The sequence below is a fragment of the Epilithonimonas zeae genome, assembly GCF_900141765.1.
GTDB lineage: Bacteria > Bacteroidota > Bacteroidia > Flavobacteriales > Weeksellaceae > Epilithonimonas > Epilithonimonas zeae.
Genome location: NZ_FSRK01000001.1, coordinates 1,341,043 through 1,356,789, shown reverse-complemented (window position 1 = coordinate 1,356,789; position 15,747 = coordinate 1,341,043). Strand labels below are relative to the sequence as shown.

General features: G+C 33.8%; 15 protein-coding genes. 13 read left to right on the top strand and 2 right to left on the bottom strand.

Features of this window, described 5'->3' with window-relative positions:
- Positions 1-7 precede the first annotated feature (7 nt).
- The 7 genes from BUR19_RS06200 to rplI all read left to right on the top strand — a co-directional run bounded on the left by BUR19_RS06200 (position 8) and on the right by rplI (position 5,881).
- Complete coding sequence (locus tag BUR19_RS06200; RefSeq protein WP_074234005.1) at positions 8-1,075, top strand: DUF2891 domain-containing protein; 1,068 nt, start codon at positions 8-10, stop codon at positions 1,073-1,075.
- Between the two features lie 49 nt (positions 1,076-1,124).
- Positions 1,125-1,958, top strand: coding sequence for a dihydropteroate synthase (folP, locus tag BUR19_RS06195; protein WP_074234004.1), 834 nt, complete (start codon positions 1,125-1,127; stop codon positions 1,956-1,958).
- Positions 1,959-2,212: 254 nt separating this feature from the next.
- Positions 2,213-2,836, top strand: coding sequence for a hypothetical protein (locus BUR19_RS06190; protein WP_074234003.1), 624 nt, complete (start codon positions 2,213-2,215; stop codon positions 2,834-2,836).
- A 39-nt stretch (positions 2,837-2,875) separates the two neighbouring features.
- Complete coding sequence (locus BUR19_RS06185) at positions 2,876-4,408, top strand: GEVED domain-containing protein (RefSeq protein WP_074234002.1); 1,533 nt, start codon at positions 2,876-2,878, stop codon at positions 4,406-4,408.
- Positions 4,409-4,533: 125 nt separating this feature from the next.
- Positions 4,534-4,875 (top strand): 30S ribosomal protein S6, encoded by a 342-nt coding sequence (rpsF, locus tag BUR19_RS06180; RefSeq protein ID WP_074234001.1) that lies wholly within the window; start codon positions 4,534-4,536, stop codon positions 4,873-4,875.
- 25 nt (positions 4,876-4,900) lie between these two features.
- Positions 4,901-5,203, top strand: a complete 303-nt coding sequence (gene rpsR / locus BUR19_RS06175; protein ID WP_027382072.1) for a 30S ribosomal protein S18 — start codon at positions 4,901-4,903, stop codon at positions 5,201-5,203.
- Positions 5,204-5,365: 162 nt separating this feature from the next.
- Positions 5,366-5,881, top strand: a complete 516-nt coding sequence (gene rplI / locus BUR19_RS06170) for a 50S ribosomal protein L9 (protein WP_074234000.1) — start codon at positions 5,366-5,368, stop codon at positions 5,879-5,881.
- Between the two features lie 66 nt (positions 5,882-5,947).
- Here the strand turns inward: rplI and BUR19_RS06165 are convergent, their stop codons facing one another.
- Positions 5,948-6,496, bottom strand: a complete 549-nt coding sequence (locus tag BUR19_RS06165) for a thioredoxin family protein (RefSeq protein WP_074233999.1) — start codon at positions 6,494-6,496, stop codon at positions 5,948-5,950.
- Between the two features lie 87 nt (positions 6,497-6,583).
- On the opposite strand from BUR19_RS06165, the gene BUR19_RS06160 reads away from it, so the two are divergent.
- Genes BUR19_RS06160 through BUR19_RS06150 form a run of 3 tightly spaced genes read left to right on the top strand, consistent with a single transcriptional unit; the run spans position 6,584 to position 8,998 of the window.
- Positions 6,584-7,462: a lysophospholipid acyltransferase family protein gene (locus tag BUR19_RS06160; protein WP_074233998.1), complete on the top strand. Its 879-nt coding sequence runs from the start codon at positions 6,584-6,586 to the stop codon at positions 7,460-7,462.
- Positions 7,462-8,436, top strand: coding sequence for a glycosyltransferase family 2 protein (locus BUR19_RS06155; RefSeq protein WP_074233997.1), 975 nt, complete (start codon positions 7,462-7,464; stop codon positions 8,434-8,436). The genes BUR19_RS06160 and BUR19_RS06155 overlap by 1 nt, the downstream gene beginning before the upstream one ends.
- Before the next feature lie 7 nt (positions 8,437-8,443).
- A complete protein-coding gene (locus tag BUR19_RS06150) occupies positions 8,444-8,998 on the top strand; it encodes a 3'-5' exonuclease (protein ID WP_074233996.1) in 555 nt (184 codons plus the stop codon).
- A 131-nt stretch (positions 8,999-9,129) separates the two neighbouring features.
- Here BUR19_RS06150 and apaG read toward each other — a convergent pair whose 3' ends face one another.
- A complete protein-coding gene (gene apaG / locus BUR19_RS06145) occupies positions 9,130-9,513 on the bottom strand; it encodes a Co2+/Mg2+ efflux protein ApaG (protein ID WP_074233995.1) in 384 nt (127 codons plus the stop codon).
- Between the two features lie 152 nt (positions 9,514-9,665).
- Here apaG and purB point away from each other — a divergent pair, with 152 nt between their 5' ends.
- The 3 genes from purB (at position 9,666) to BUR19_RS06130 (ending at position 15,681) form a co-directional block, all read left to right on the top strand.
- Positions 9,666-11,093 (top strand): adenylosuccinate lyase, encoded by a 1,428-nt coding sequence (gene purB / locus BUR19_RS06140; RefSeq protein ID WP_074233994.1) that lies wholly within the window; start codon positions 9,666-9,668, stop codon positions 11,091-11,093.
- A 91-nt stretch (positions 11,094-11,184) separates the two neighbouring features.
- Entirely contained in the window at positions 11,185-14,874 is a 3,690-nt protein-coding gene (locus BUR19_RS06135; RefSeq protein ID WP_074233993.1) for a phosphoribosylformylglycinamidine synthase, read from the top strand.
- A 111-nt stretch (positions 14,875-14,985) separates the two neighbouring features.
- Complete coding sequence (locus tag BUR19_RS06130) at positions 14,986-15,681, top strand: DUF3667 domain-containing protein (RefSeq protein WP_074233992.1); 696 nt, start codon at positions 14,986-14,988, stop codon at positions 15,679-15,681.
- Positions 15,682-15,747: the final 66 nt, after the last annotated feature.

Sequence of the window (15,747 nt, the reverse complement as noted above, 5' to 3'; positions counted from 1 at the left end):
ATTATTTATGCGATTTGTCATTTCTTTTTTTATAGTATCCTCTGTTTTTATCAATGCTCAACAGAAATTGGAACTGACAACAGAAATGGCCAATAGGCTTGCTTCGATGCCTTTGAAATGTATCAATCAAGAGTATCCCAATAAAACGGCACACGTCATCAATGCTGAAAAAGACGCTATGCTTACTCCAAAAGAATTGCATCCAAGTTTTTATGGTTGTTTTGATTGGCACAGTTCTGTGCACGGACATTGGATGTTGTTGAGATTATTGAGAACTGTTCAGGATTTAGAAAATAGAGATAAAATTATTTCTATTCTGGATGAATCTTTTTCACCTGAAAAAATCAAAGAAGAAGCGTCTTATTTTACCAAATATCAAGTGGCGCAAAATTTTGAAAGAACTTACGGTTGGGCTTGGATTTTGAAATTGGACGAAGAATTAGCAAGATGGAATCATCCAAAAGCCAAAGTCTGGCATCAAAATTTAAAACCTTTGACAGGTGAAATTCTAAGGCTTTGGAAAGCCTATTTACCCAAACAAACCTATCCCAACAGAACAGGCGTTCATCCGAATACCGCATTTGCAATGAGTTTCGCTATCGATTGGGCAGGAGAAGTTGGAGATCAATCATTCGAGAAAGAGTTATCTGAAAAAGCTAAAATTTTCTATTTAAATAATACTAAAACTCCAGCTTACCTGGAACCTGATGGAAGTGATTTCTTTTCACCAAGTCTGGAAATTGCAGAGTTGATGAGCAGAATTCTACCTCAGAAAGAATTTGAAAAATGGCTTAATCAATTTTACGAAAAAAGAAGTTTGGAAAATATTGAGCAAATTCCTATTATAAGTGATGTTAATGACTATCAAACAGTTCATCTTGTGGGACTATCATTTTCGAAAGCTTGGGCAATGAAAAAAATTATCAATGCTTTACCGGAAAAGAATTCCATCAGAAAGCAATTTGAAGTGACTCGGGAAAAATTTATTGAAAACTCATTACCAATTATTTTTCAAGGCAATTATGGTGGTGATCATTGGTTGGCGAGCTTTGCTGTCTATGCTTTGACTAATTAAAATAATATTTTTTCACACAAATTTACTTTACATTATTATAAAATTTCAAATGGAATTTTCTGTTACCAATTCTAATCAATCAAGATTTTTCTCAATCAATTGCAATGGCAGATTGATTGATTTGTCAAAACCCAAACTAATGGGAATCTTGAATCTAACGCCTGATTCTTTTTCTGATGGCGGGAAATTTAACAATGAAAAATCAGCTTTGCAACACGCTGAAAAATTATTGAAAAATGGAGCGACAATTATTGACGTTGGTGCACAGTCAACCCGTCCAAATGCGGAATTTTTGAATGCAGACGAAGAAATCAGAAGAATCGGAAATGTGATTTCATTAATCAAAAAAGAATTTCCGGAAAGTTTGATTTCGCTGGATACATTTTATTCTGATGTTGTAAAGTTTGGTTATGATGAAGGAATTGATATTGTAAATGATATTTCTGCAGGACAGTTTGATTCTGAGCTTTTGGATACAGTTGCAAAAACCGGTTTACCTTATATATTGATGCATATTAATCCGACTTATGGTTCGATGCACGATAAAATTAAATTCGATGATATCATAATCTCAATCAATCGATTTTTTTCAGAAAAAGTAAATCTTTTAAGACAAAAAGGAATTAAAGATATTATTCTCGACGCTGGATTCGGCTTCGGTAAAACAGTTGAAGACCAATATCAAATGATTAATGAATTTGACTATATTGGATTTGGAAAATTACCGATTCTAGCTGGGATTTCAAAAAAATCATTCATCTACAAACCACTTGGAAAACAACCGAACGAAGTTGAAAAGGAAACATTAGATTTACATCACAAGTTATTAGAAAAGGAAGCAAATATCATTAGGCTTCATAATCCGGAAAGTTTAATTAACTGATTTCCATTATTTTCGCCAAACAAATATTTAAATTTTTTAATATTTGTTTGGCGAAAATTTTAAATCATATGATTCTAAATATTGTGTGATTAAAGAAAATTATTTGAATATTTCATATTTATAATTGAATATTTAAATAATTTAAATCATAACAAAATTTAATTTGTCATATATTATTAACAATTTTACTTACTTAAATTTGGTTATTTAAAAATAATTTAACTAAATTTGAGAGAATTAAAAAAAAATAACTTATGAAAAAAAATCTATTTATTTATTTTATCTTGACAATTATTATTTCCTGCAATAATAGAATTGAAGAAGATTCATCCTTATTTAGTGATTCTAATTTTAGCTCCAGCAAAAGTGGTGTAGAGCAAAGTTCAATTTTATTTGGGACTATTAATCCTAGTACAGGAGAATTTATTAGTATTTATAATGATCCGTCTAATTTGAATTTAATCAGTTTTCCTTATATAGATTCATACAATGTTGCTTTTTATGATAATAGTTATCTTCTTAATAATTGTCTACAAAATGGTAAAGAATGTATTGATCTTTCTCATTTTATTGGAAAAAATATAATACCTATTGAATCTAGAGCCATTCCTACTTTCTATGGTGAATTTAATTCTGGATTTGATAATATATATGGATCTGTTAATTATAGAATTTTTGAGGAAAATGGTTATCAAAATTTACTAGTTACTAATACATGGATGACAAATGATGCAGCTAATACAGTTTTAAACACATTTAGAGCTGAAGTTCAAAATAATTACCAACTAAAACATATAAAAGCGTTTCGTATACACACGAAAGAGTATTTTGGACCGAGCAGACGCGTAATCGTGGAAATTAAAACAAATCCCTATTAATAATTTTATTATACATAATAACAAATAAAAATTAATTTTATGAAAAAAACTTTACTTAATTTGGTTTTGCTATCAATTCCTTTCTTTGGTTTTGCACAAAGCAATGTATTATTGAATGAAAACTTCCAAACGGGTACGCTTCCCACAACTTGGACAGTACAACAATCTAATCCTACCGAGACTTGGCACGTTGAGGATCCTCTTGCAGGTACAGATTATAAAGCAACGGTAAATTATGATGAATCAACGGCAGCTCAAAACGAATGGCTCATTACACCTAGTTTAGATTTTAGTGAAAGCACCACCTATACTTTGACTGCTAACATTGGATTAAGCTATTATTGGGCTGTGGATCCTGAAAACAACTATGATGCATTCATCAAGGTTTCTACAGACAATGGGGCAAATTGGACTCAGGTTTGGTCAGAAAATGATCTAGGAACTTTTACAAACTGGGTTATGAATCCAGTAACAGTTAATTTATCTTCTTATGCTGGAAATGCCAATGTAAAAATTGCTTTTCAATATGTTGGAGCAGATGGAGCTGCTTTATATGTTGATAATATAAAAGTGCAAAAACCAGCTGCTTCGGCTCCTAATTGTGCAATGCCAACACTCCCGGCAAATGCAGCAGCAAATGTATCATATGCATCATTAGCATTATCTTGGACACCTCCTTCTTCCGGTAGTTCAGTTGACTCATATGATGTATATCTTGATAAAAATACTAACCCAACAACTTTACTTACTAATGTTACAGGAACAACTTATACAGCAACTAATCTAGACCCATCCTCAACATACTATTGGAGAGTAATACCTAAAAATACAGCTGGTTCAGCTTCCGGTTGTGTTGTGTATTCTTTTACAACAATGGCGCCAACCTATTGTACCGCTGGTGCAACATCTACAAGTTTTGAGAAGATAAGCAATGTGACTTTTGCTACTATTAACAATAATTCAACAGCTACTGCAGGTTATGAGGATTTTACCTCAGTTACAGGTAATGTAGAGGCAGGATCAACTTACACTTTTACAGCATCATTCACTGGAACTTCTTATGACGAAGATCAAGTAACTGTTTGGATAGATTTGAATAATGATAAGGACTTCAATGATGTTGGAGAACAAGTTTTAGTAACTCCAATAAAAAAATCTCCTTGGACAGGTTCTATCACTATTCCCGCAAGTGCTACTATTGGCACAACTCGTATGAGAGTTAGATTGAACGATACAAGTTCTTCTAGTTCTAATACTACTCCTTGTGGAACTGCAACATTTGGACAGGTAGAAGATTATACTTTAAATATTGGACAGTTAGCTGTTAATGACGTTTCTAAAAACGGTATCAAAGCTTATCCAAACCCAGTAAAAGATATCTTCACTATTGAGGCTCAAGGAAAAATCAAATCTGTTAAAGTATTTGATGTAACTGGTAAGCAATTATTAACTAAAGATTTAAATGAAGCGACATCTAAAATTGATTTCACTAAATTTAATTCTGGAGTTTATGTTGTAACTACTACGATGGAAGATGGCTCTACTTCTTCTACAAAAGTGATCAAGAAATAATTAATTTTTCTATAATCAATTTAATCCCGCTAATATTTAGCGGGATTTTTTATATTAATTAGTTGTAGTTTAGAAAAAAGTTGTACTTTTGCAACTCGAATTTTTAATTAAAATTAATTAACATTATGAACAATTACGAAACTGTTTTCATTTTAACTCCCGTTCTATCTGATGGTCAGGTGGAGGAAGCAGTGAAAAAATTTGAAGATCTATTGACTTCAAACAATTGCGAAATCGTTGCCAAAGAAAATTGGGGACTTAAGAAATTGGCTTATCCAATCCAATTGAAAAAGAATGGGTTTTATACTCTAATCGAATTCAAAGGGGAAGGAACTGTAGTTGCTGATCTAGAAACTGCTTACAAGCGTGATGAGAGAGTTATCCGTTATTTAACGACTAAACTTGACAAGCACGCTATAGAATATGCAGTAACAAGAAGAAGCAAAGTAAAATCTGCTAAAGCTTAATTATTAATCTTTAAAATTTAAAACAATGGCAATAGACGATATGGCAAAACAAGCCTCTGCTGGAGGTGAATCAGAAGTGAAGTTTCTTACTCCACTTGATATCAATACAAAATCTGAAAAGAAATATTGTAGATTCAAAAAATTTGGAATTAAGCACGTAGATTATAAAGATGCAGATTTCCTTTTACAATTCGTAAACGAGCAAGGTAAAATTTTACCTAGAAGATACACAGGAACTTCTCTTAAATATCAAAGAAAAGTATCTGCGGCTATCAAAAGAGCAAGACATTTAGCTCTTATGCCTTACGTAGCGGATCTTTTGAAATAAGACAAAAATTAATAAAAGAAGTAGGTTTGCCTGCTTCTTTTGTTGCTGAATAATAATTTAATTCTAACTGTTTTAGATATTAGATATTAGATCTCAGATATTAGATTTTCTAACTTCTTATTTCTAACCTCTAACTTCTAGAATCTAAACAAGACAACAACAATGGAAATTATCCTAAAACAAGACGTAGAGAACTTAGGACTTGAGTTCGATACAGTAAATGTAAAACCAGGTTACGCTCGTAACTTTTTATTACCTCAAGGTTTTGCTCTTTTGGCAACTCCTAAAAACAAAGCGGCTTTAGAAGCTACTTTGGAAGCTAGAAAAGAAGAAGAAGCTAAATTGATTGCTACTGCTAACGCTGTTGTAGACCAATTGAAGAAAACTTCTGTTACTATTCCTGCAAAAGTAGGTGCTGGTGATAAATTATTTGGTTCTATCAACAATGCTGATCTTGCTGCTGCACTAGAAAAAGCAGGTGTAAGCGTTGATAAAAAATACATCAAAATCCCTGGAAATACAATTAAGAGAACAGGTAAATTCTCTGCAGTTGTAAGACTTCACAGAAATGTAGAATACAACTACGAGTTCGATATCGTTTCTGACGCTCCAGTAGAAGCTCCAAAACCAAAGGCTGCTCCTGCTAAAGTAGAAGAAACTCCTGCTGAGGAAGCTTAATTGAATTAATTTTCAAAACATAAAAAACCATTCTAAATTTTAGAATGGTTTTTTTTATATTTATATCTATGATTTTTTAGATCTCCAGCTATTAAAAAATTCTTTTACCTTCTCAAGACTATAACCACTTCCCTCTTCTAAAACCGAACTATCTTGAGTATGAATCAGTTTACCATTTTCATCTAAGACCATAAAAACAGGATAACCATATTTTGTTCCAGGATTATCATACTTGGAAAATATTTTTTCATTTTTATTTTCAGGTGACCAGTTCAAATGATAATACACATAATTATCATCAACAATTTGTTTTAATTCCGGTGTTTGCTGTACATAATTATTGAATCTTAAACACCAAATACACCAGTTACCTCCTGCTTGTATAATGACATTCTTATGTTCTTTTTTAGCTAATTTCACAGCATTCTGGATGTCTGCTTCAGCATTAGCTTCGGGATGATATGGTTTAGGTAGTTTTGCTTTTTCTTCAGCCGCAGCTTTCTTTTTAGCATCTATTTGCTCCTGAGTTAAAGGAGATTCTTTTGTTTGCGCATTGGAAAGAGAAAATAAAAGTAAACCTCCAACAAACAACAAACTCTTAACAGATTTTCTCATTATAATTGATAATTGATTTTAATTAAACATCAAAGTTAAGCAAAAATTCAGCCATTTTTCAGTATATTTGCCAATATTCATTATACATTGAATCAATTTTTATTCAGCATATTATTACTAATTTCCAGATTACCACTCAGAATATTATATTTCTTTTCAGATATAATGTTCTTTCTCAATTATTATATCATAGGCTATAGAAAAGCAGTTGTTTTAGAAAATTTACGAAACTCTTTTCCCGAAAAGACGGAGAAAGAGATAAAAGAAATTTCTAAAAAATTCTTTTCTAATTTTTGCGATTATCTTGCAGAAATGCTAAAGGCTTTCACAATTAGTCATACAGAGTCACGTGTTAGAATGCAGCACTTGAATCAAGATCTTTTCCATGAAGCGAAAGCCGAAGGTAAAAACGTCATCCTTCTTTCTGGTCACGTTTTCAACTGGGAATGGTTTAATGCGCTGGCAACACTTGTTCCTCAAAAAAATTGCCATCCAGTTTACAGAAAAATGAGCAGCAGTTTTTGGGAAGAGAAAATTAAAATGATTAGAAATCGATTTAATAATAAATCTTTAGAAGCCAACGAAGTTATTAAGCATATTTTCCGAACACCCAATAATGGAGAATCAATCTATATGTTTGTTGCCGATCAGACGCCGCACGTTTTGCACGTGAATTACGGATTGAAATTTTTGAATCAAAAAACACCGGCTTTTATCGGTTATGATAAACTATCTACAAGGATGGATATGGCTTTCATCTATTGTGAGATGAAGAAAGTAAAACGTGGATTTTATCAGGTTAATTACCATAGAATTTATCCTGATGGCGAAAAATTTGTGGAACACGAGGTGGTGAAAAAATTCCACGGCTTGTTGGAGAATACGATTCGAAAAAGACCGGATAATTGGCTTTGGTCACACAGAAGATGGAAATATAAAGATGCTATAAAAAACTACCAAGAATAATGACTGTAGCTATCGCAATCCTCAATTGGAACGGTAAAAGCTGGCTCGAAAAATTCTTACCATCTGTAATAGAACATTCTCAGGAAGCCGAAATTTATGTTATAGACAATGCTTCTACAGACGATTCTATTCAATTTTTGACGTCTAATTTTCCATCAATAAAAATCATACAAAATCAATCTAATTCTGGTTTTGCTAAAGGTTACAACGAAGGTTTAAAATCCATTAAAGCTGACATTTACTGCTTACTGAATTCCGATGTAGAAGTTACAGAAAACTGGATATTTCCTATCACAAAATTATTTTTTGAAGACCAAAATATCGCAGCCATTCAGCCGAAAATTCTGGATTATAATCAAATGAACAAATTCGAATTTGCAGGTGCTGGTGGTGGTTTGATAGATAATTTAGGTTATCCTTATTGCAGAGGAAGAGTTTTTGATGATATCGAAACTGATAACGGACAATACGACGATGAAACCGAAATTTTCTGGGCTTCCGGCTGTTCATTATTTATCCGTTCAGAAGATTTCTGGAATATGAACGGTTTTGACGAAAGATTCTTCGCCCATCAAGAAGAGATTGATCTTTGTTGGAGACTGAAAAACGCTGGAAGAAAAATCTATTACACTGGTAAATCTATAGTTTACCACGTTGGTGGTGGGACTTTAAACAAACAAAATCCTAGAAAGACTTTCCTTAATTTTAGGAATAATTTGACAATGCTCGTTAAGAACCTACCTATTTACCAAGTAGTTCCTATAATATTTACAAGATTAGTTCTTGATGGTTTTGCAGGATTATATTTTGGATATAAAAATGGATGGTCTCATCTTGGAGCAATCTTGAAAGCTCATTTTGGGTTTTATGCAGCGATTCCTCAATCTTTAAAACTAAGACAAACATATCAAGTGAAAAATTATTATCAATCAAAATGGTTGATATTTAAACATTTTCTAGGTTCAAAAAAATAATTAATAGATGGACTTTATTGCTTTAGACTTTGAAACGGCAACCCACGAGAAAAACTCCGCTTGCGAGTTGGGAATTTGCATTGTGGAAAATGGGCAAATCAAAGAAACCAAATCTTGGCTCATAAAACCACCTTCGTTTCCCTATTTCAATCATCATAATGTTATGGTTCACGGTATTACGCCGGAAGATGTAAAGCACTCTCCCACTTTTGCAGACGTATGGTATGAGATAGAAAATCTAATGTATGGCAATCTGATCATTGCTCACAATGCCGCTTTCGATGCTAATGTTTTGCGAGGATGTCTGGATCATTACGGATTTTTCAAACCAAATATGAACTATTTGTGCAGTATTGGAGTTGCAAAAAAAGCGTGGAAAGATTTGAAAAGTTACGGACTCAAAAGTTTGGCAGAACATCATCAAATCAATTTTAATCATCACCGTGCAGATGCCGATGCAGAAGTATGTGCGAAGATTTCTCTATTAAGTTTTGAGAGGCTTTTAATTACAAGAAATGATGAAGTTCGTGATGTTTTTAACAAGAAAATTAAGGTTCTTTAAAATATTAATTTGGGCAGCTTAATCCGCCTTCCACTCCCAATCTTTTCACTCCACTGCGTTGCGTAAAAAGGATTTCCGTTCAAGTCGGGCTGCTGCAATTCGATGTTCAAAAAGACGTTTCAATTCGAAAATCAATTACTCAAAACCTCAGAAACCAAATTGAATTTTGGAATCTCAACTGCAAAATTTTCTTTACTATCACTTTCAAATTGGTAAGAACCTTCCATATTCCCAACCCCAGATTTTAGAATCACATTAGAAAAATAGGTAAACGTTTCGCCCGACGCCAGAACTGGAGTCAAACCAATAACGCCAACGCCTTCAACCTCAGTAAAACCAAAGCCTAGGTCATAAATCATCCATTTTCTCCTAAGAAGCTTCACTGTTTCAGTTCCAAGATTCTGAATTTCAATATGATATTTGAATACAAAACGGTTTTCAGAAGGATAACTGTTGAAATTATCATATTCTGCAGTAACGCTGACTTTTATTTCTGACGTAATTTTTGACACCATTTTTATGAATTTAAAGGTAAAATACAAATATCTAGCCGAATATTGGATTAAAAAATCATAATTAAGTTAAATTGATTTCAATATTAATTAGATTTTATTGAATCGGTTAATTTTCTTAATTTTGTATAATCTAAAAAAGTAAAAAGAAAGAAATGAATTCCTACAAAAATCCATTGGAAGAGCGCTATTCCAGTGAAGAAATGTTGTTTAATTTTTCGCATAACAACAAGTTCCAGAACTGGAGAAAGCTTTGGATTGCCCTTGCTGAAATCGAAAAAGACCTTGGCCTTGATATCACAGACGAGCAAATCGCAGACTTAAAAGCCAATGCAGAAAACATCGATTATGAAAAAGCCGCCGAATATGAAAAAAAATTCAGACACGATGTAATGGCTCACGTTCACGCTTATGGTGATGTAGCGCCTTCTGCAAAAGGAATTATTCACTTGGGAGCAACTTCGGCGTTTGTAGGAGATAACACAGATTTAATTCAAATCCGTGACGGACTTTTAATTTTAAAGAAAAAGTTGGTGAACGTGATGAAAAACTTAGCAGATTTTGCTATTCAGTATAAAGACCTTCCGACATTAGGATTTACCCACTTCCAACCAGCTCAGTTGACAACTGTTGGAAAAAGAGCAACACTTTGGTTACAAAGTTTAGTTTTAGACATCGAGGAACTTGATTTCTTCTTAGAAACATTGAGATTTAGAGGTGTTAAAGGAACTACAGGAACTGCAGCAAGTTTCCTGGAGCTTTTCAACGGAGACTATTCTAAGGTGAAGCACTTAGATAAGGAATTATCAAAAAGATTCGGTTTTGAGAAAGTTTTCGGCGTTTCCGGACAGACTTACGACAGAAAAATTGATGCTAAAGTGGTAGCTTTATTAGGAAATATTGCTCAATCTGCACATAAATTTACCAATGATTTGCGTTTACTTCAAAATCTTAAAGAAATTGAAGAACCATTCGAGAAAAACCAGATCGGTTCATCGGCAATGGCTTACAAGCGTAACCCAATGAGAAGCGAAAGAATCGGAGCTCTCGCAAAATACGTAATATCCTTAACGACAAGTTCTGCAATGGTCGCTTCTACACAATGGTTTGAAAGAACTTTAGATGATTCTGCAAACAAGAGATTGACAATTCCTCAGGCATTTTTAGCGGTTGATGCGATTCTATTGATTTGGAACAACATTATGAACGGAATAGTAGTTTATCCAAACAGAATCAACAAACATATTATGGAAGAACTTCCTTTTATGGCAACGGAATACATCATTATGGAGGAAGTAAAAGCAGGTGGTGACCGTCAGGAAATCCACGAAGTAATCAGAGTTCATTCTATGGAAGCTTCCAAAAAAGTGAAAGAAGAAGGAAAAGAAAATGATTTGATCGAAAGAATTTTAAATGACGATTCATTAAAACTCGATAAATCAAAATTAAAAGAAGTTCTCGACCCGAAAAATTTCATCGGTTTTGCACCAATTCAGACGGAGGAATTCATCGCCAATGAAGTTCAGCCGATTATTGATGCGAATCAAGACTTGATTGGCTTGGAAGCTGACCTTAAAGTATAAAATAACTTGCAGTCTCGTTGACTGCATTTTTTATTAAAATAAATCTAATAAATGATTTTAGAATGAAAGCTAAAATCTCATATCTATAAAAATGAACAAAAGAATTTTCGTAGAAAAAAGGGGAATTTTCGATGTTGAAAGTCCAAAAATTTTTGATGATGTAAAAGCTGTAGTTCCGTCTATCCAAAGCGTAAAAGTGTATAACGTTTACGATATTTTTGGATTAAACGATGGCGAATTCGAAAAGGTGGTCAATAGCACTTTCGTTGATCCGGTTACTGATATTTTAATTGAGGAAAATCCTGCAAAAGGAACTCATTTCGCATTGGAATTTTTACCAGGACAATACGATCAGCGTGCCGATTCTGCACAACAATGTATCGCTTTACTGACTGGAAATGAGAAGTCTAAAGTAAGAAGCGGAAAGTTAATCGAGTTCGAAGGAGTTTCTGAATCCGACCTGGTTAAAATCAAAGACCTTTTAATCAATAAAGTAGAGTCTCAGGAAAAAGATTTATCAACTTTAAATATTCCTGCGGAAGAAACTCCGTCAAAGGTTATTGTTCACGAAGGTTTTATCAATTTTGATGATGCTCAGCTTGAAGAGTTCTTTAACAATCACGGTTTTGCTTTAGGATTAGACGATTTAAAATTCATTCAGGAATATTTTAAAACAGAACAGAGAAATCCTACGGAAACTGAACTTAAAGTTTTAGACACGTATTGGAGCGACCACTGTCGTCACACAACGTTTGAAACAGAATTGTCAAATATTGAGTTTGAAGGACAGTTTAAACATACATTGGAAACCATTTTCAATGATTATATTGAAAAAAGAAAATTCTTAGGACGCGAATTGAAACCGATTTCCCTAATGGATCTGGCAACAGTTTGCGGAAGATATTTCCATAAAACAGGCGATTTGGAAAACCTGGTGGTTTCTGATGAAATCAATGCTTGTACAATTCAAATCGAAGCTGAATACGATGGTAAAAAAGAACCGTGGTATTTATTATTCAAAAACGAAACGCACAATCACCCAACAGAAATTGAACCTTTTGGTGGGGCTTCAACTTGTTTAGGGGGTGCAATCAGAGATCCTTTATCAGGACGTTCTTTTGTTTTCCAGGCGATGAGATTAACGGGTGCTGCAGATGTTTTAGAACCTGTGGATCAGACGTTACCGGGTAAATTACCTCAAAAAACAATCACAAAGCAGGCTGCAAACGGATATTCTTCTTACGGTAACCAAATTGGTTTGGCAACTACAATGGTTTCCGAAATTTACGATGAAGGCTACAAAGCAAAAAGAATGGAAGTTGGTTTCGTTGCCGGAGCTGTTCCTGTAGATTGGGTAAGACGTGAAAAGCCTGAAGCTGGTGATTCTATCATCATTTTAGGTGGTGCAACGGGTCGTGACGGTGTTGGTGGGGCAAGCGGAAGTTCAAAAGAGCAGGACGAAACTTCGATCCACACGATGAGTTCTGAAGTTCAGAAAGGAAATGCTGTTGAAGAGCGTAAAATCCAGAGATTATTCAGAAATCCTGAAGTGACGAGACTGATTAAAAAATCGAACGATTTCGGAGCTGGAGGTGTTTCCGTAGCAATCGGTGAAATCGCTGATTCTTTGGAAGTTAATCTGGATGTTTTACCTTTGAAATATGAAGGTTTGAACGGAACCGAGCTTGCTATTTCCGAATCTCAGGAGAGAATGGCGGTTGTGGTTGAACCAAAAGATAAAGAAAAATTCATCAAATTCTGTGAAGCTGAAAATATTGTTGCTGTTGAGGTTGCAAAAGTGACAGATTCAGGAAGAATGCAGATGTTCTGGAAAGGCGATAAAATTGTTGATCTTTCAAGAGCTTTTTTAGATACGAACGGGTGTTCAAAAAGTCAGGAAGTTAAAATTACTCACCTTAATGAAGTAAAAGAAAAGACTCCGACATTTAATGAAGAGAATTTCTTGAAAATTTTAGGTGATAAAAACGTTGCTTCTCAAAAAGGTTTGTTGGAGATGTTTGATTCGTCTATCGGTGCGACTACAGTTGCGATGCCTTTAGGTGGGAAATATCAGCAGACTTTGATGGAAGGAAGTGTTCAGACGTTACCAATCATTGGAGCAAAAAATATTGAAACGGTTTCTTTGGCGAGTTGGGGATTCGATGCCGAGATTTCTAAACAGAATTCTTTGTTGGGAGCTTCTTACGCAGTCGTTGAAAGTGTTGCCAAAATCGTTGCGATGGGGGGCGATTACAAAAATATAAGATTCAGTTTCCAGGAATATTTTGAGAAATTGGGTCAGAACCCTGAGAAATGGGGTAAACCTTTGGCTTCTCTTTTAGGAGCTTATGATGCTCAGATTAATTTCGGTTTAGCAGCCATTGGAGGTAAAGATTCAATGAGTGGTACGTATCAGGATCTGAATGTTCCGCCAACGTTGATTTCTTTCGCTTGTGCCAACGGAGAAAAGAAAAATATTATCTCTCCTGAATTTAAAAACGAAGGAAATAAAGTGTATTTCTTCAATCATATCGCTCAGGAAAACGGACTTCCGAATTATGATGCTTTAAAGGAAATTTTTGAATTGATTTTCGAAAATATCAAAGTCGGAAAAATTGTTTCTGTTAAAACTGTGAAAGAAGGTGGAGTTGCAGTTGCTTTGTCAAAAATGAGCTTTGGAAACAGATTAGGTGCTGAAATTACAGTTGACGAAAATGTTTTATTAGCGAAAAATATCGGTAGCTTAATCATCGAATCTAAAGAAGAATTAAGTTCTACAGCTTTTCAATTAGTCGGAGAAGTTAAAGATTCAAATATTGTTAAAATTAATGATGCTGAATTTGCAATTGAAAAATTATTAGCTGCAAATACGAATACATTTGAAAGCCTTTTCCCAACGGTTGAAAAAGAAAAAATAACGGTTAAAATTGATGAAAAATTAAATTCAATCGACCCTAGAAATATCATCATTAAGAAACACGGAATCGCTCAACCAAAAGTATTCGCACCGGTTTTCCCGGGAACAAACTGCGAATACGATACGTTGAATGCTTTTGCAAAAGAAGGTGCCGTTGTAAGCAGCTTGCCTTTAATCAATATCAATCACCAATTATTGGATGAAAGTATTGATGCTTGGGTAAAAGAAATCAAAACTTCTCAGATTTTGGCTTTCTCAGGAGGTTTCTCTGCGGGTGACGAGCCGGACGGTTCTGCAAAATTCATCGTGAACGTTTTGAAAAACGAGAAAATGAGAAATGCCGTTCACGAATTGCTGGACAGAGATGGAATGATTATCGGTATCTGTAACGGTTTCCAAGCTTTGGTTAAATCTGGATTGCTGCCTTACGGAAGAATCAAAGATTTAGATGAAAATTCTCCAACGTTGGCTCACAACGCGATCAGAAGACATATTTCCCAAATGGTTAATGTGAAAGTTCTGAATGACGAATCTCCTTGGTTGAAAGGAATGAAAGATCAGGTATTCACGATTCCAATTTCTCACGGTGAAGGTCGTTTTATGGCTTCAGAAGCAGAAATCCAGAAGTTGTATGAGAATGGGCAGATTGCAACTCAATACTTGGATTTAGAAGGAAATATTGCTCACGGAATGCCATTTAATCCAAATAATTCATTGTTCGGAATTGAAGGAATTACGAGTCCTGACGGGAAAATATTTGGTAGAATGGGACATCCTGAACGTTTTGCAGAAGGTTTGTTTAAAAATATTCCGACAGCGAATTATCACAATATCTTTAAAAATGGAGTTGAATACTTCAAATAAACAATAAATAAAACCTCATAGATTTTCCTTATTCTATGAGGTTTTTTTAATAATGATTTAACAAATAAGTTCCTATTTTTGTATCATTACAATTAGAAAAAACTTTGACCAATGAACGAAGAACATTCTTCTGAGCCTAAAAAAGAAATCAAAAGAATAGACGCCAAATATATTTCGCACGAGATTCAACACCTTTTACATTTTGATAAAGGATTTCCTTTTACCTTCAAAGAACTCTTGATTCGTCCTGGAAAAGCGGTAAGAGAATATCTCCGGGAGAATCGTGAAAAGTATGTTAAACCAATTGTGTTTTTGGTTTTTTCGGCTGTTATTTACACGTTTTTGATTCATCTATTTCATATTGATGTTCTGATATTTAACATCAAAGGATTAGGAAAAACGCAATGGGAAAATAATCATAATATCGAAGCTATAAACAGCTGGATAGATTCTCATTTAGGTTACTCGGCTTTGATTATTGGATTTTTTATGGCACTTTGGACGAAAATATTCTTTTACAAAAAAGGCTTTAATATATTTGAGATTTTTGTCTTATTATCTTACATTTTCGGCGTATTTTTCATTTCAGTTTTAGTCTTTTTATTAATTGGGAAACTATTTAATTTATTTATTATCGCTCAAGTTGGAATATATCTGGTTCAGGTTTATTTTGTCTGGGCAATTGGACAATTTTTTGGAGAAAAGAACTTTTTGAATTACGTTAAGAGTTTGATTTGTTTGTTTTTAGGGATTGTTACTTATAAATATAGTTTAGTTCTCTTGGCTTATTTAATTCATTTATTTTAAATCAAAATCGAAATAATATAAAAATGACTGTCAATCTTGGCGGTCATTTTTTTTAGACGAATTGCA